Genomic DNA, 15,626 nt, shown 5'->3' with positions numbered 1-15,626 from the left:
CGCGGGCAGTGCGGTTGATTAAGGGATAGGAAAGAGGATGGCAGAGCAAGAAGAGCTTGAGCTGCAAGAGGCGCAGGCGCCTAAAAGTAAAAAGAAACTCTTTATCTTCGGTGGCATAGGTCTGGTGGTGTTGCTGCTCATTGGCGCTGGCTTGTGGTTTTTCCTGGGAGGCTCAGATGATTCTGCGAACGATGCGGCCAAGGGTGAGCAGGAAACCGAAGTAACTCAGGTCAACGACAGCAGGGAAGCCTTCTATGTCGCTATGCCCAGGCCGTTTCTGTTTAATTTGCCGGGAGCCAATCGCTCCAGGCTGGTGGAGATCAAGGTGCAGCTTATGGTGCGGGGCAGTGATGACGATGTCACTATCAGGAAGCATGTTCCATTGATTGAAGATGCACTGCTGACTACCTTCAGTGGTGCCGATGTCGAAAAGCTCAGCAGCCAGGCGGGTAAGGATGAGCTCAGGCAGTTGGCGCTGCTCAATGTGCAAAACACGCTGCAACCGGTGACAGGCCGAAAAGTGGTTGAAAAAGTGCTGTTTACCGGCTTTGTGATGCAGTAACAGGGACAAGAGGCGAAGGCAATATCGTGAGTGATTTATTAAGCCAAGACGAAATTGATGCGCTGCTGCATGGCGTGGACGACGTCGAAGAAGATGATTCGCAGGAGTCGACTCTTGAAGCTCAGTCCTATGACTTTTCTTCCCAGGATCGTATTGTCCGTGGCCGGATGCCGACCCTGGAAATTGTCAATGAGCGCTTTGCCCGTCATCTGCGGATCAGCATGTTCAACATGATGCGCCGGGCCGCCGAAGTCTCCATTAACGGCGTACAAATGCTCAAGTTTGGTGAATATGTACATACTTTGTTTGTGCCAACCAGCTTGAATATGGTGCGCTTTAGTCCGCTCAAGGGCACGGCGCTGATCACCATGGAAGCCAGATTGGTGTTCATTCTGGTGGACAATTTCTTCGGTGGTGATGGTCGCTTCCACGCCAAGATTGAAGGGCGGGAGTTCACCCCGACAGAGCGGCGCATAGTGCAACTGCTATTGAAGATCATCTTTGAAGATTACAAAGATGCCTGGGCGCCTGTGATGGATGTCGAATTCGACTATCTGGACTCAGAGGTTAACCCGGCGATGGCCAATATCGTCAGCCCGACCGAAGTGGTTGTGGTTAACTCCTTTCATATTGAGGTAGACGGTGGTGGTGGCGATTTCCACATCACCATGCCTTATTCTATGATCGAGCCAATCCGTGAACTCTTGGATGCCGGGGTTCAAAGTGACAAGCAAGATACTGATATGCGCTGGTCTCAAGCGCTGAAAGACGAGATCATGGATGTCGAGGTGGGGCTGGATGCGCGCTTGCTTGAAAAAGAGATGACCTTAAGAGACGTGATGGAGTTCAAGGCCGGTGATGTGATCCCGGTTGATCTGCCTGAGCATATAGTGATGAAGATTGAAGACTTGCCTACTTACAGATGTAAGTTGGGGAGAGTCAAGGAAAACCTGGCGCTGAAGATCTGCGACAAGATCCCGCGTCCGGAAACGGTCAAGACCGAACTGCAGCTGGTAACCCGCAAAGGGAAATCCAAGGATATCTCGGAAATATAAGGTGAGAGAGAATGAGTACTGAAGAGATGGACGATTGGGCTGCCGCCATGGCTGAGCAGGCTGAAGAAGAGGCCAAAGCGGTTGATTTGGATGAGCTGAAGAATGATGCCAAGCCCTTGTCGGAAGCGGAAGCCGCCAAACTGGATACCATTTTGGATATTCCCGTGACTATCTCCATGGAGGTGGGACGCAGTTTTATCAGCATTCGCAACCTGTTGCAGCTTAATCAAGGCTCGGTAGTGGAACTGGATAGAGTCGCCGGTGAACCTTTGGATGTGATGGTCAACGGCACCTTGATTGCTCATGGTGAAGTGGTTGTGGTCAACGACAAGTTCGGTATCCGTTTGACGGATGTGATAAGCCAGACAGAACGCATCAAGAAACTTAAATAAGCCGGTGGCCATGACTCAAACAACGACCCAGGCGGCAACCGCCTTGACTCACGACGGCGGCAACAGCCTGGCGACCATGGCCAGCATGATGGGTGGGCTTATCCTGGTACTGGCGCTGATTTTTGTGCTGGCTTATCTGGTTAAACGCCTTAATCTGGTGCCGGGCAGCCAATCGGCTATCAAGACGCTGGCGGTTACCCCGCTCGGGCAAAAAGAAAGGTTGGTGTTGGTGGAGCTGGACGGTCAGCAGTACCTGCTGGGAGTTACCGCGGCGCAAGTTTCCCTGGTGGATAAGCTGGAGCGGCCGGTGACCATAGACAACGAGAGCTTCGCCGCCAAGCTCAGACAAGCCAGGGTGAAACCATGATGAAATATTGGCCACTCCTGCTACTTCCCCTGATATTGTTGCCAGGCTTTGCTCAAGCTCAGGATGCGCTGTTTCCTGCGGTAACCGTGACTACCGGGCCGGATGGTTCGACCCAGTATTCGGTGACCATGCAGATCTTGCTGCTGATGACCGCCATGAGCTTCCTGCCGGCCATGGTGATTATGCTGACTTCTTTCACCCGTATCATAGTCGTCTTATCTATCTTGCGACAGGCGATAGGGTTGCAACAGACTCCCTCCAACCAGGTTCTTATTGGTATGAGCCTGTTTATGACCTTCTTTATCATGGCGCCAGTATTTGACCGTATCTATGATGACGCAGTGCAGCCTTACATGAATGACAGCATGACCTTGCAGCAGGCATTCGATGCCGGACAATCGCCGCTTAAAAAGTTTATGTTGTCGCAGACCCGCACCACAGATCTCAACTCCTTTATTGAGATCTCAGGTTATCAGAATATCAAAAATCCTGAAGATGCTCCCATGACTGTGGTGATCCCGGCCTTTATCACCAGTGAGCTCAAGACCGCATTCCAAATAGGCTTTATGCTATTCGTGCCATTTCTGGTACTGGATTTGGTGGTGGCCAGTATCCTGATGGCCATGGGTATGATGATGTTGTCCCCCATGATTGTTTCCTTGCCGTTTAAGATCATGCTGTTTGTACTGGTCGATGGTTGGACCCTGGTGATGGGTACACTTGCCGGCAGCTTCGGTTTATAGGAGGCATAAATGACTCCCGAAGCACTGATCGACATTTTTCGCGAAGCCCTGGCGGTGATTGTGTTGATGGTTTCGGCCATAGTGGTGCCCGGGTTAGTTATAGGTTTGATTGTGGCCGTGTTTCAGGCGGCAACCTCCATTAACGAACAGACATTGAGTTTTCTGCCCAGGCTCTTGATGACTCTGTTCGCACTCATGTTTCTTGGCCATTGGCTGGTACGCACCATGATGGAGTTCTTTATCGAGATGGTTCACAGGATCCCACAAGTGGTGGGCTGAACCATGGAGATATTGTTCGACAGCATTCAACAAACCCTGGCCGCCTATCTTTGGCCCCTGTTTCGGGTGGCCAGCATGTTGATGGTGATGGCGGTTTTTGGTGCCAATACCACGCCCGCCAGAGTCCGTTTGTTGCTTTCGCTGGCCCTGACTGTGGCGATAGCACCTGTCCTGCCGCCCATGCCCGGGGGGGACCTTTTCTCTCTGGCGGCGGTATTTATTACTGCTCAGCAAATTCTTATCGGCACTGCCATGGGTTTTGTCACCTTACTTATCATGCAAACCTTTGTGCTGACCGGGCAGATAATCGGTATGCAGACCAGTTTGGGTTTTGCCTCTATGGTGGATCCCAGCTCAGGGCAGCAGACACCTGTGATAGGTAACTTCTTTTTGCTGCTCACCACCATGATCTTCCTGGCGGTCGATGGTCACCTGGTGATGATACGTATGTTGGTGGCAAGCTTTGAAACCTTGCCGGTATCCAATGAAGGGATAAAAATCGCCAATTATCGAACTCTGGCCGAGTGGGGCAGTTATATGTTTGGTGCCGCTTTGACCATGTCTATCTCGGCCATTGTGGCTTTGCTTACCGTTAACCTTTCTTTCGGGGTAATGACCCGGGCGGCGCCACAGCTGAACATCTTTGCCATAGGTTTTCCCGTCACCATGATAGGCGGGCTGATTATTCTGTGGCTGACGCTGGGGCCTGTAATGGCTCACTTCGATGAGGTTTGGCATGCGGCGCAGCTGTTGCTGTGTGACATGCTGGAGCTGACCTGTAATCTGGATGGAGTGCCCTGATGGCAGAAAACGAAGATGGGCAGGAAAAAACCGAGGAGGCAACCTCCAGGCGCTTGCAACAGGCCAGAGAGAAAGGGCAGGTTGCAAGGTCAAAAGAGTTAGGCACTTCAGCGGTATTATTGGCTGCAGCTCTTGGTTTTGCCATGTTGGGGCCAAGTCTGGCTGCCAGTCTGGCCTCGGTCATGAGCCGTCTCTTCTCCATGGAGCGGGATCAGATATTCGATACCAATAGTCTGTTCAATGTCTGGGGTATAGTTGCCGCCGAGCTGGGTTGGCCTATGGCCGGTTTTATTCTGTTTCTCGGTTTCGTGGCCTTTGTCGGTAATATTGTCCTCGGTGGTATTAGTTTCTCGGCTCAGGCATTTATGCCCAAGGGCAGCAAGATGAACCCCTTGAACGGCTTTAAACGTATGTTTGGGGTACAGGCGCTGGTGGAGTTGGCCAAGGGGATTGCCAAGTTTTCTGTGGTGGCACTATCGGCTTATCTGCTGCTGAGTTTTTATTTCGACGATATCCTGAGGTTGTCGCAGGATCACTTGCCGGGCAATATACGCCATGCACTGGAGCTCTTGGTATGGATCTTTATTTTGCTCTGCGCTTCGACCTTGGTGATAGTGGTGATCGATGTGCCGTTTCAAATTTGGAATCACGCCAAACAGTTGCGGATGACCAAACAGGAAGTCAAGGACGAGTACAAAGACACTGAAGGCAAGCCTGAAGTCAAAGGCCGTATTCGCCAGTTGCAAAGGGAGATGGCCCAGCGGCGGATGATGACCGAAGTGCCCAATGCCGATGTGATAGTGGTTAACCCTGAGCACTTTGCGGTGGCGATAAAATATGATGTCGACAAGTCACCGGCGCCCTTTGTGCTTGCCAAAGGTGTCGACGATGTGGCCTTTAAAATCCGTGAAATTGCCAGGGAGCACCAAGTCGCCATAGTGTCGGCGCCGCCATTGGCGCGGGCGATTTACCATACCACCAAGCTTAATCAACAGATCCCCGAAGGTCTTTTCACCGCTGTGGCCCAAGTGCTCGCCTATGTGTTCCAGCTCAGGCAATACCAAAAAGGCAAGGGCACACGGCCCAAACCCATTCCTCTCAATCAACCCATTCCGGATGAATACAAGCAGTATTGAGGTGAACTTGGCGTGAAACTTGCTGAACTCAGCCCAAGTGTCAAACTTCAGGCTAATAGTGAATGGATGTTAAAGCGACGCTCGGGCAACTGAGGCAAGTAAAACCGGCAAACTTCAAGGGCGTAGGCACGCCGCTTCTGGTGCTGGCGACATTGGCCATGATAGTTTTGCCTATGCCGGCCTTTCTGCTGGATATCCTGTTTTCCTTCAATATCGCTTTGGCGCTGGTGGTGCTCTTGGTGGCTGTTTATACCCAAAGGCCGCTGGATTTTGCCGCTTTCCCGACCGTTTTGCTGGTTGCCACTTTGCTCAGACTGGCGCTTAACGTCGCCTCTACCCGGGTGGTGTTGCTTGAAGGTCACAATGGTGGTGATGCCGCCGGTAAAGTGATTGAAGCCTTCGGCTCGGTGGTGATCGGCGGTAACTATGCCGTGGGTCTGGTGGTGTTCCTCATTCTGATTATCATCAACTTTGCCGTGGTGACCAAAGGTGCAGGGCGTATCTCTGAGGTAAGTGCTCGCTTTACCTTGGATGCTATGCCGGGTAAACAGATGGCGATTGATGCTGACCTCAATGCTGGGATCCTTAACCAGGAGCAGGCCAGGGTGCGCCGCGAAGAGGTGACCCGCGAGGCTGACTTCTACGGCTCTATGGATGGTGCCTCCAAGTTTGTTAAAGGGGACGCGATTGCCGGTATTTTGATCTTGGTGATCAATATTCTCGGTGGTTTCATCATAGGTATAGTCCAGCACGGGCTGAGTTTTTCCCAAGCGGTAGAGATTTACACCCTGCTGACCATAGGTGACGGCTTGGTAGCGCAGATCCCCGGGCTGCTGTTGTCGATAGCTGCGGCGCTGATGGTGACCCGCCAGAATGAGTCCGGCGATATGGGACAGCAGGTCGTACAGCAGATGTTCGACAATCCCAAATCTTTGATGATCGCTTCGGCAGTGCTCTTTGTGATGGGAATAGTACCCGGCATGCCACATCTGGCATTTTTAACCTTTGCAGTACTGACCTCTGTGGGCGCTTTCTTTATCTATAAGCGCAATGAAAAGAACAAACAACAGGCGCTGGAACTGGCCAAGAAAGGGCCGACCGAGAAAAGCCTTAGCGAACCTAAAGAGCTTAGTTGGGACGATGTGCGTCATGTTGACACCATAGGCTTGGAGGTGGGTTATCGCCTTATTCCTTTGGTGGATAAAGGTCAGGGCGGCGAGCTTCTTGGCCGTATCAAAGGGGTTCGCAAGAAGTTGTCTCAGGAGCTGGGATTCCTGGTGCCGGCGGTGCATATCCGCGACAACCTGGACCTTTCCCCGAATGCCTATCGTATCTCCTTGATGGGGGTGGCCAGTGGTGAAGCCGAAGTGCGTCACGATTGCGAATTGGCAATCAACCCGGGCCAGGTATTTGGTAAGCTGGATGGCATAGAAACCAAAGATCCCGCCTTTGGTCTGGATGCGGTATGGATTGCACCCGAGCTCAGAGAACACGCCCAAACCCTGGGTTACACGGTTGTGGATGCCGCCACTGTGGTGGCCACTCATCTGAGCCAACTTTTGACCAACAACGCCTCCAAACTGCTGGGTTATGAAGAAGTGCAACAGTTGCTGGATATGCTGGCCAAGCATTCGCCCAAATTGGTCGATGGTTTTATTCCCGATGTGATGACCTTGGGGAATGTGGTTAAAGTGATGCAAAACTTGCTTAATGAAGGGGTGTCGATTCGGGATCTGCGTACCATAGTGCAAACTTTGCTTGAGTATGGGCCCAAAAGTAATGATACCGAGGTGTTGACCGCCGCCGTGCGTATTGCCCTCAAACGTATGATAGTGCAGGAGATAGCCGGTCCTGAGCCGGAAATCCCCGTCATAACTTTGGCGCCAGAATTGGAACAGATGTTGCATCAGTCAATGCAGGCGACAGGGGGCGAAGGTCCGAATATCGAGCCGGGACTGGCAGAGCGTATGCAACAGTCACTGGCAGGCGCAGCCCAGAAGCAGGAAATGGTTGGTCAGCCCGCCATATTGCTGACATCCGGCATGCTGCGTTCTACCCTGTCTCGTTTTGTTAAGCACACTATTCCCAATCTGCGGGTGATCTCTTATCAGGAGATCCCAGACGAGAAACAGATACGTATAGTGTCAGCCGTTGGCCAACAGGGGTAACCGAGAGTGAAGATTAAACGTTTTTTTGCCAAAGATATGCGCGCAGCCCTGGCTCAGGTGAAAGAGACTCTGGGCGCAGATGCCGTGATCATGTCCAATAAAAAGGTTACCGGCGGCATCGAAATAGTGGCAGCGGTTGATTATGACGACCCCAAGCCAGCAGCGGCACCAACCGCATCGCCTTTTATGGAATTGGGAGAGGATAAAGTCTCCCTCGGCGCTGGGCATGTACACACTAGCAGAAAAGCCAAACCAGAGCCTGTGGCCGACTCTTTGCAAGCTTTACTTGAGCGGCAACAGAGCCGTTTGAATGAACAGCTTGGGCAGCAAAGTAACGTCAAGGAACTCGAGATGCCGGCTTGGGCCCAAGGGCTTACTGAAGAGCACAAACCTGCACCACAGTTGCGGGAAAAGACACCGGAGCGGGTAAGCAAGGGCAACAGCGCCAAGCAACAGCAAGAGATGGAGGCCATGCGTGAAGAGCTGGCTTCGCTGCGCGGCTTGTTGACGCACCAGCTGTCCAGTCTAATGGCGGATCAGCGCAGCCGCACCGATCCCGTCGGCGCTATGCTGGAACGTAAATTATTGGAAGCTGAATTCTCCCCTGAAGTTGCCGAGCGTCTGGCATCGCTGAGTCAGCACTATCAAAGCGCTGAGCTTGGACATGCCTTGCCGCAAAGTCTGGCAAACCTGCTTGATAATCAGGGGGATGATTTAATGCGTCAGGGTGGAATTGTCGCCCTGGTCGGCCCTACAGGAGTCGGTAAAACCACGACATTGGCTAAACTGGCGGCCCGTTTTATTGCCCACCATGGCCCGGATTCCGTATTGTTGGTTACCATGGACCATTATCGCATCGGAGCCTTTGAGCAATTGGCAACTTATGGCAAAATAATGGGATGCCCGGTGAAGCAAGCTCATGACCTCAATGAGTTGGAGCAGATACTGTATCAGTTCCGCAGCCGGAAGCTGGTTTTGATAGATACCGCTGGTATGGGTCAAAGGGATATGCGCCTGTACCAACAACTGGATAATCTTGCCGCCAATACCCGTTTGCCTATTCGTAGCTATCTGGTGCTCTCGGCGACCGGCCAACGTCGGGTGCTTGAAGAGGCGGTAAGTCATTTCCAGCGAATTGATCTCGCGGGGGCGGTTTTAACTAAACTTGATGAGTCCGTCTCTTTGGGGGCCGCGTTGAGCGTGTTGATCCAAAGTGGATTATCATTAAGTTATATTACTGATGGTCAAAGGGTTCCTGAGGATATGCAGGTCGCCGATACCCTGACCTTGGCCAAGCAGGCATTGGCCATACTGAACAAGACTGAAGCAAGTCATTTTAATAATAAAGCCAGGTCAGAAGAGATGACCTATGCATTTGAGTAAAGCTATGACCCGGGACCAAGCGAGCGGTTTACGAATGATGAATCAACCAAATAACGAAAAAGTAAAAGTAATTGCCGTGACCGGAGGCAAGGGGGGCGTGGGTAAAACCAGTGTCTCCATCAATACTGCGGTTGCTCTGGCAGAAAAAGGCAAACGTGTCCTGGTTTTGGATGCTGACTTAGGGTTGGCTAATGTGGATGTGATGCTCGGCCTACGCGCCGAACGCAATTTGTCCCATGTGCTATCGGGAGAGTCTGAACTTGATGATATTATCGTTCGTGGCCCAAAAGGAATAGGCATTATTCCTGCCACCTCGGGCACCCAGGCCATGGTCGAACTGACTGCGGCACAGCACGCCGGGCTTATCCGCGCCTTCAGCGAAATGAAAACCCAGTTTGATATCTTGGTAGTCGATACGGCCGCCGGGATCTCGGATATGGTACTCAGCTTCTCTCGTGCATCACAGGATGTACTCGTGGTTGTCTGTGATGAACCCACCTCTATTACCGATGCTTATGCGCTGATTAAGATACTCAGTCGTGAGCATGGTGTGTTCCGCTTCAAAATTGTCGCAAATATGGTACGGAGTTTGCGGGAAGGGATGGAGTTATTTGCTAAGCTCAGTAAAGTAACAGACAGATTTTTGGATGTGGCACTTGAACTTGTGGCAACTATCCCGTTCGACGAGAATCTGCGTAAGTCGGTGCGGAAACAGAAACTGATAGTGGAAGCTTATCCCAAGTCTCCGGCCAGTATTGCTTATCATGGACTGGCAAACAAGATTATGAGCTGGCCTATACCTCAGCAACCTGGGGGGCATCTCGAGTTTTTTGTTGAGCGCTTGGTTCAAAGGACAGATTACCGAGAGGATGGTACGAGTGAATAAAGCGGCTGCATACGCAGGTTTAAACGATAAGACACAGATCGTTGAGCATTATGCACCGCTGGTAAAACGAATAGCCCATCATCTGCTTGCCCGTCTGCCTGCATCGGTTCAACTCGATGACCTGCTGCAGGCCGGCATGATGGGATTGCTGGAAGCTTCATCCAAGTTTGATGGCAGCAAAGGCGCCAAATTTGAGACCTTTGCCGGGATCCGCATCCGTGGCGCCATGATAGATGAGATACGCCGTGGCGACTGGGTTCCGCGCTCGGTTCATCGCAATAACCGGCGAGTCGCTCAGGTGATGGATGAGCTTGAACAGGAGTTGGGGCGGGATGCCCGTGATAGTGAAATTGCCGAGCGATTGGAGATGTCGTTGGATGAATATCATCATATTCTCAATGATGTTTCTACCGGTAAAATCATAGGAATAGAAGATTTGGGGGTAGCGCCCGATGTGTTGATGTCGGAAGATATGCCGGCAGATGACACTTTTGAGGGCCTGGCTCAAAGCCAATTCCAATCAGCCTTAACCGATGCCATTAAGCGCTTGCCAGAGCGCGATGCCTTGGTTTTGTCGCTGTATTATGACGAAGCACTGAATTTAAAAGAGATTGGTGTCATTCTTGAGGTAAGTGAGTCCCGGGTGAGCCAGATCCATAGTCAGGCCATGCTGAGGCTGAAAGCCAAACTCAAGCATTGGACACAAGCGTAATTAATGATTGAGCAACTTATAAGTATGTCAGCTCACCGGAGGAAACCTTGGACAAGAATATGAAGATTCTTATCGTTGACGACTTTTCAACGATGAGACGGATCATTAAGAACTTGTTGCGAGACCTGGGGTTCAATAACACCCAGGAAGCAGACGATGGTTCAACAGCTCTGCCTATGCTGCAAAAGGGCGACTTTGACTTCGTCGTGACCGACTGGAATATGCCTGGGATGCAGGGAATCGATCTGCTCAAGGCGATTCGCGCCGACGAGCATCTCAAACATATCCCTGTGTTAATGGTAACTGCCGAAGCCAAACGTGAACAGATTATTGCGGCGGCTCAGGCCGGCGTGAATGGTTATGTTGTTAAGCCTTTTACCGCGGCTACGTTGAAAGAGAAATTGGATAAGATTTTCGAACGGCTCGGTTGAGTGGGGTGATGCAATGAAAGCAGAGACATCCGGGCTGGTGACTTTGGAGCAGGCACAGGAATTGGTTGCCCTGCTCAGTCAGGGAGAGCAGGACAAGGCCGACGAATTGCTGCGGGAACTGGCGGCTCCCCTGCAAAGGGATCTGTTCGAAGAAGTCGGTAAGTTGACCCGCCAGTTGCACAACGCCTTAGTGGATTTTCAGGTAGATAGCCGCCTTATTGAGCTTGCCAACACTGATATCCCCGATGCCAAAGAACGTCTTACCTATGTCATTGATATGACAGAGCAAGCAGCCAACAAAACTATGGACGCAGTCGAAGAATGCCTGCCTTTGTCGGATGCTTTGAGCACCAACCTGCAAAATGTCAAACCAGCCTGGGATAAGCTGATGCGCCGTGATTTGGCCTTGCATGAGTTCAAGGGCCTGTGTCATGACGTACAACACTTTATGCAACAGAGTGAAGCCGATGCTTGTCGGCTGCGGGAATTACTGAATCAGATACTGATGGCTCAAGATTTTCAGGATTTGACCGGACAGATGATCCGTCGGGTCATAGAACTGGTGCGGGAAGTGGAAAACAGCTTGGTTTCTTTGCTGACCGTGTTCGGTGAGCAGCCGCTGGATGATCTCTGTGGCGCTGAGGATAAGAGCATAGAGGCAGAAGGTCCCATACTGAACGCAGAGCAACGCGAAGACGTGGTGAATGGTCAGGATGAAGTCGATGATCTGCTATCAAGTCTGGGTTTCTAATTAGGAGTCAATTTAATGGCCTTTGATGTTGATGAAGAGATACTCCAGGATTTTTTGATTGAAGCTGGCGAGATCCTTGAGCTGTTGCAGGAACAGCTGGTATCTCTGGAAAATAATCCGGAAGATACAGATTTGCTCAACGCCATCTTCAGGGGATTTCACACGGTCAAAGGCGGTGCAGGATTCCTCGGGTTGGGGCCCATGGTGGATGTCTGCCACGAGGCAGAAAACACCTTCGATTTATTGCGTACCGGTAAGCGCAGTGTCAACTCCGAGTTGATGGATATCATACTGCAAGCGTTGGACACGATTAACACCATGTTCAACCAAACCCAGTCCGGTCAGGAGCAGGAAGCTGCAGATGAAGTGTTATTGGCGAAACTTAAGCTGCTTAGCTCAGGTGCGCCTTTGCCTTCAGAACAGGCTCAGGCGGAAACGCCTGCCGCAGTTGAAATCGGCGATGAGAGTGTTGATGAGTTATTTGATGGCATGCTTGATAGCGCCGCGGTGGAGCTGTTTGAGGAGCCAACTTCACAATCCCCCGAGACATCGAACCAAAGCGGTGCAGCCAGTATAGATGAAATCGATGAAGCCGAGTTTGAAGCCTTGCTGGATGCCTTGCATGGTTCAGGCAAGGGGCCTTCTGCCGGTAGTACTCCGGCCCCGAGTAGTGATGCTACCAACTCCAGCGACAGCGCCTCTGTAAGTTCTTCTTCGGATGACATCACTGACGATGAATTTGAACGACTGCTCGATGAGTTGCATGGTAAGGGGCAGTTTGCCGCGGCGCCTGCAGCCAACAGCGCAGTCGTTGAGGAAGCCGCATCTGCCAGTGTCGATGCCGATGAAATCTCCGATGATGAGTTTGAAAAGCTCCTCGATGAGTTACATGGCAAAGGCGTCGGTCCAGGGGCTAAAGCCAGTGGTTCAGAGCCTGCTGTATCCCAACCCTCGGTATCTCAAGCTTCTACATCTCAAGCAGCCCAGTCCAAAGCGCCTGCAGCGGCTACACAAAAGGTCACAGCTGCAACTGCCAAAGTCGAGGCTCCTAAAGCCGCCGCCAAACCTCAGGCCAAGTCTCCAGCTGTTGCTAAAGAGGCTACACCTGCCAAGGCTGCAGCCAGCGTGCCGCAGGGGGAAACCACAGTTCGGGTTGATACGGCTCGTCTGGATGAGATCATGAATATGGTCGGTGAGCTGGTATTGGTGCGTAATCGCCTGGTCAGTCTTGGGATATCCCGTGAAGACGAGGAGATGTCCAAGGCGCTGGCCAATCTGGACCTAGTGACTTCCGATCTGCAGGGTGCTGTGATGAAGACCCGGATGCAGCCGATTAAGAAAGTATTCGGTCGTTTCCCTCGGGTGGTTCGCGATTTGGCCCGCAGCCTCAATAAAGAGATAGATCTGCGGATGATAGGTGAAGACACGGATCTGGATAAGAACCTGGTCGAAGCCCTTGCCGACCCTCTGGTGCACCTGGTGCGTAATTCAGTGGATCATGGTATTGAAATGCCTGATGTACGTGAGGCCAATGGTAAGCCCAGAACTGGGGTGATTACCCTGGCAGCCAGCCAGGAAGGTGATCATATTCTGCTTAAAATTGAGGATGACGGCGCCGGTATGGACGCTGGAAAACTCAAAGAGATTGCTATTAGTCGTGGCGTGCTGGATGAAGACAGCGCTGCCCGTATGTCCGATCAGGAAGCCTATAACCTGATTTTCGCACCCGGCTTCTCGACCAAGGTAGAGATTTCTGATATTTCCGGCCGTGGGGTGGGGATGGATGTGGTTAAGACCCGTATCACCCAACTTAACGGCTCTGTACATATCGATTCAGCCAAAGGTAAAGGCACCCGTCTGGAGATTAAGGTACCCTTGACCTTGGCGATTATGCCCACTCTGATGGTGGAAGTTGCCAAGCAAGTGTTTGCCTTGCCGCTCTCCAGTGTGAATGAAATTTTCCATCTGGATCTGACCAAGACCAATATAGTGGATGGACAACTGACGGTAATTGTCAGGGAAAAAGCGGTGCCGCTGTTCTATCTCGAACGTTGGCTTAGCCGTAAACCCATGAGCTTCCAACATGGTGACAAGAAGCATGGCCATGTGGTTATAGTGCAGCTTGGCACTATGCAGATAGGCTTTGTGGTGGATGCCCTGATAGGTCAGGAAGAGGTGGTGATTAAACCGCTGGGCTCCATGTTGCACGGTACGCCGGGGATGGCGGGGGCCACTATAACATCGGACGGCGGTATTGCGCTGATCCTCGATGTACCAGGATTATTGAAGCACTACGCCAAGTCCAAGCGTTGAAGTGCTGTATAAGGATTTAAATGACCATTAAAGTTTTGGTTGTCGATGATTCGAGCTTCTTTCGACGACGAGTCAGCGAAATAGTCAATCAGGATCCTGAGCTTGAAGTGATAGGAATGGCCAATAACGGTGCCGAAGCCGTTAAGCTGGCCGCTGAGCTCAAGCCTCAGGTAATCACCATGGATATTGAAATGCCGATAATGGACGGAATAACCGCCGTGCGGCAGATAATGGCCACTCATCCGACACCTATCCTGATGTTCTCCTCTTTAACCCATGATGGCGCCAAGGCGACCCTGGATGCGCTGGACGCCGGGGCTTTGGATTTTCTACCCAAGCGTTTTGAAGATATTGCCACCAACAAGGATGAAGCGATTCGTTTGCTGCAGCAAAGGGTCAAGGCGTTGGGACGCAGGCGGATATTTCGCCCCATAGTTCGGCCGAACGTAACACCTACGCCTGCTGGTTCGTCAAACCGACCAGCAGCGTCAAGCAGTTTGCAGCGCCAGAGCTCTACAGCAGCAAGTATTGCTGCCAATCGCCAATTGCAGAGACGCAATACGGGGGCGGCGCCTGCAAGAGCCAGCGGCAAGCAATATAAATTGCTGGTGATAGGCACTTCCACCGGTGGGCCTGTGGCATTACAGCGAATATTGACCCAGTTCCCGGCGGACTATCCACATCCCATTTTATTGGTGCAGCATATGCCGGCAGCTTTTACACCGGCCTTTGCCAGCAGGCTTAATGGTTTGTGCAAGATAGAAGTCAAAGAAGCTGTCAACGGTGACATGCTCAGGCCCGGTTGCGCTTATCTTGCGCCCGGCGGCATGCAAATGATGCTGGAGCGTTCAGGGGCCTCAGGCCGGATTAAAATTCTCGCCGGCAATGAAGACATGAATTACAAGCCCTGTGTCGATATCACTTTTGCTTCAGCTTCCAAGGCGTTTGGTGGTGATGTTTTGGCGGTTATCCTGACGGGAATGGGCGCCGATGGCCGTGAAGGGGCGCGCATGCTCAAAGGTGTTGGCGCTACCATCTGGGCCCAGGATGAAGCTTCCTGTGTTGTTTATGGTATGCCGCAGGCAGTGACAACCGCTGGTATCTCCAGCCAGTCCATTTCGCTGGATAATATGGCTGAAGCGATATTGCGAGAGTCGGCTCGTGGCTGATAACGAAACGCGCATACTGGGATACCGGTTGGCGCTGTTTTTATGTTTGGTTGCTCTGTTGGTTGTGGCTGCACTTTACTGGGATTTGCGACAAAAGAACCAGCAACTGAGTGAGGAAGTCACCCAGCTTGAGTCGTCCCAAGTGCTCTTGATGGTGCCGGATGAACAGGCGGCGATTATTGCCGATTGGATGAGCCGTCATCCGCAGCAGACTGCATCCTTATTGGATGTGATTAGACCTAAGGTGGCATCGGGGGCAGAGACGGCAGCGGATGTATCGCCTCAAGTGCAAGCTCCCCGGGCTGCAGCGGCCGCAGAGAACCCTGAAAAAATAACGGTTCAAGGCACTGCTGTAACGCCAGCGCCCCAAGCTGAGACTGAAGGTGCCAGGGTGACGGAGTTGGAAAATGGCGTAAAAGTAATACGTTTACCTCACGGTGGGATCCGGGTCACTACCCGTGAAGAGGGTAATGAGTAG

At 51.9% G+C, this 15,626-nt stretch carries 17 protein-coding genes; all 17 read left to right on the top strand.

Annotated elements, in window-relative coordinates; genetic code table 11:
- The first annotated feature begins 37 nt into the window (after nt 1–37).
- The 17 genes from fliL to ACMHXH_RS16125 all read left to right on the top strand — a co-directional run bounded on the left by fliL (nt 38) and on the right by ACMHXH_RS16125 (nt 15,626).
- Nucleotides 38–562: a flagellar basal body-associated protein FliL gene (gene fliL, locus ACMHXH_RS16205; protein ID WP_101056069.1), complete on the top strand. Its 525-nt coding sequence runs from the start codon at nt 38–40 to the stop codon at nt 560–562.
- A 26-nt stretch (nt 563–588) separates the two neighbouring features.
- Nucleotides 589–1,617, top strand: coding sequence for a flagellar motor switch protein FliM (gene fliM / locus ACMHXH_RS16200; RefSeq protein ID WP_101056070.1), 1,029 nt, complete (start codon nt 589–591; stop codon nt 1,615–1,617).
- Nucleotides 1,618–1,628: 11 nt separating this feature from the next.
- A complete protein-coding gene (gene fliN / locus ACMHXH_RS16195) occupies nt 1,629–2,009 on the top strand; it encodes a flagellar motor switch protein FliN (protein WP_101056071.1) in 381 nt (126 codons plus the stop codon).
- Between the two features lie 10 nt (nt 2,010–2,019).
- A complete protein-coding gene (fliO, locus tag ACMHXH_RS16190) occupies nt 2,020–2,376 on the top strand; it encodes a flagellar biosynthetic protein FliO (RefSeq protein ID WP_101056072.1) in 357 nt (118 codons plus the stop codon).
- Complete coding sequence (gene fliP, locus ACMHXH_RS16185) at nt 2,373–3,119, top strand: flagellar type III secretion system pore protein FliP (protein ID WP_224866658.1); 747 nt, start codon at nt 2,373–2,375, stop codon at nt 3,117–3,119. Before fliO ends, fliP begins: the two co-directional genes overlap by 4 nt.
- Nucleotides 3,120–3,128: 9 nt before the next feature.
- A complete protein-coding gene (fliQ, locus tag ACMHXH_RS16180) occupies nt 3,129–3,398 on the top strand; it encodes a flagellar biosynthesis protein FliQ (RefSeq protein ID WP_039035647.1) in 270 nt (89 codons plus the stop codon).
- 3 nt (nt 3,399–3,401) lie between these two features.
- Nucleotides 3,402–4,199: a flagellar biosynthetic protein FliR gene (gene fliR, locus ACMHXH_RS16175; RefSeq protein ID WP_224866660.1), complete on the top strand. Its 798-nt coding sequence runs from the start codon at nt 3,402–3,404 to the stop codon at nt 4,197–4,199.
- Nucleotides 4,199–5,335, top strand: coding sequence for a flagellar biosynthesis protein FlhB (flhB, locus tag ACMHXH_RS16170; protein WP_039035649.1), 1,137 nt, complete (start codon nt 4,199–4,201; stop codon nt 5,333–5,335). Before fliR ends, flhB begins: the two co-directional genes overlap by 1 nt.
- 62 nt (nt 5,336–5,397) lie before the next feature.
- The gene (gene flhA, locus ACMHXH_RS16165) at nt 5,398–7,503 is read left to right on the top strand and encodes a flagellar biosynthesis protein FlhA (RefSeq protein WP_101056075.1); all 2,106 of its coding nucleotides are present in this window, start codon (nt 5,398–5,400) and stop codon (nt 7,501–7,503) included.
- Nucleotides 7,504–7,509: 6 nt separating this feature from the next.
- A complete protein-coding gene (gene flhF, locus ACMHXH_RS16160) occupies nt 7,510–8,886 on the top strand; it encodes a flagellar biosynthesis protein FlhF (RefSeq protein ID WP_101056076.1) in 1,377 nt (458 codons plus the stop codon).
- Nucleotides 8,887–8,890: 4 nt separating this feature from the next.
- Entirely contained in the window at nt 8,891–9,772 is an 882-nt protein-coding gene (locus ACMHXH_RS16155; RefSeq protein ID WP_039035673.1) for a MinD/ParA family protein, read from the top strand.
- Entirely contained in the window at nt 9,765–10,484 is a 720-nt protein-coding gene (locus tag ACMHXH_RS16150) for an RNA polymerase sigma factor FliA (RefSeq protein ID WP_039035652.1), read from the top strand. The genes ACMHXH_RS16155 and ACMHXH_RS16150 overlap by 8 nt, the downstream gene beginning before the upstream one ends.
- 47 nt (nt 10,485–10,531) lie before the next feature.
- Complete coding sequence (gene cheY / locus ACMHXH_RS16145; RefSeq protein WP_025011074.1) at nt 10,532–10,915, top strand: chemotaxis response regulator CheY; 384 nt, start codon at nt 10,532–10,534, stop codon at nt 10,913–10,915.
- A 13-nt stretch (nt 10,916–10,928) separates the two neighbouring features.
- On the top strand, nt 10,929–11,666 hold the full coding sequence (locus ACMHXH_RS16140) for a protein phosphatase CheZ (RefSeq protein WP_039035653.1): 738 nt from the start codon (nt 10,929–10,931) through the stop codon (nt 11,664–11,666).
- Nucleotides 11,667–11,681: 15 nt separating this feature from the next.
- The gene (locus tag ACMHXH_RS16135) at nt 11,682–13,979 is read left to right on the top strand and encodes a chemotaxis protein CheA (protein ID WP_413738305.1); all 2,298 of its coding nucleotides are present in this window, start codon (nt 11,682–11,684) and stop codon (nt 13,977–13,979) included.
- A gap of 20 nt (nt 13,980–13,999) precedes the next feature.
- Nucleotides 14,000–15,148, top strand: coding sequence for a protein-glutamate methylesterase/protein-glutamine glutaminase (locus tag ACMHXH_RS16130; protein WP_101056079.1), 1,149 nt, complete (start codon nt 14,000–14,002; stop codon nt 15,146–15,148).
- Entirely contained in the window at nt 15,141–15,626 is a 486-nt protein-coding gene (locus ACMHXH_RS16125; RefSeq protein WP_101096088.1) for a membrane anchored protein in chemotaxis locus, read from the top strand. The genes ACMHXH_RS16130 and ACMHXH_RS16125 overlap by 8 nt, the downstream gene beginning before the upstream one ends.

The organism is Shewanella sp. BJSY2023SW001 (assembly GCF_047314685.1).
In the GTDB taxonomy this organism is placed as follows: domain Bacteria; phylum Pseudomonadota; class Gammaproteobacteria; order Enterobacterales; family Shewanellaceae; genus Shewanella; species Shewanella indica.
The sequence above is the reverse complement of the archived record's forward strand: the minus strand, read 5'-3'. Positions and strand labels throughout refer to the sequence as shown.

What these genes read in the sequence shown, in the direction of transcription:
- fliL (WP_101056069.1), top strand. Translation starts at nt 38, where the DNA reads ATGGCAGAGCAAGAAGAGCTTGAGCTGCAAGAGGCGCAGGCGCCTAAA.
- fliN (WP_101056071.1), top strand. Translation starts at nt 1,629, where the DNA reads ATGAGTACTGAAGAGATGGACGATTGGGCTGCCGCCATGGCTGAGCAG.
- fliO (WP_101056072.1), top strand. Translation starts at nt 2,020, where the DNA reads ATGACTCAAACAACGACCCAGGCGGCAACCGCCTTGACTCACGACGGC.
- fliP (WP_224866658.1), top strand. Translation starts at nt 2,373, where the DNA reads ATGATGAAATATTGGCCACTCCTGCTACTTCCCCTGATATTGTTGCCA.
- fliQ (WP_039035647.1), top strand. Translation starts at nt 3,129, where the DNA reads ATGACTCCCGAAGCACTGATCGACATTTTTCGCGAAGCCCTGGCGGTG.
- fliR (WP_224866660.1), top strand. Translation starts at nt 3,402, where the DNA reads ATGGAGATATTGTTCGACAGCATTCAACAAACCCTGGCCGCCTATCTT.
- flhB (WP_039035649.1), top strand. Translation starts at nt 4,199, where the DNA reads ATGGCAGAAAACGAAGATGGGCAGGAAAAAACCGAGGAGGCAACCTCC.
- flhA (WP_101056075.1), top strand. Translation starts at nt 5,398, where the DNA reads ATGGATGTTAAAGCGACGCTCGGGCAACTGAGGCAAGTAAAACCGGCA.
- ACMHXH_RS16155 (WP_039035673.1), top strand. Translation starts at nt 8,891, where the DNA reads ATGACCCGGGACCAAGCGAGCGGTTTACGAATGATGAATCAACCAAAT.
- ACMHXH_RS16140 (WP_039035653.1), top strand. Translation starts at nt 10,929, where the DNA reads ATGAAAGCAGAGACATCCGGGCTGGTGACTTTGGAGCAGGCACAGGAA.
- ACMHXH_RS16135 (WP_413738305.1), top strand. Translation starts at nt 11,682, where the DNA reads ATGGCCTTTGATGTTGATGAAGAGATACTCCAGGATTTTTTGATTGAA.
- ACMHXH_RS16130 (WP_101056079.1), top strand. Translation starts at nt 14,000, where the DNA reads ATGACCATTAAAGTTTTGGTTGTCGATGATTCGAGCTTCTTTCGACGA.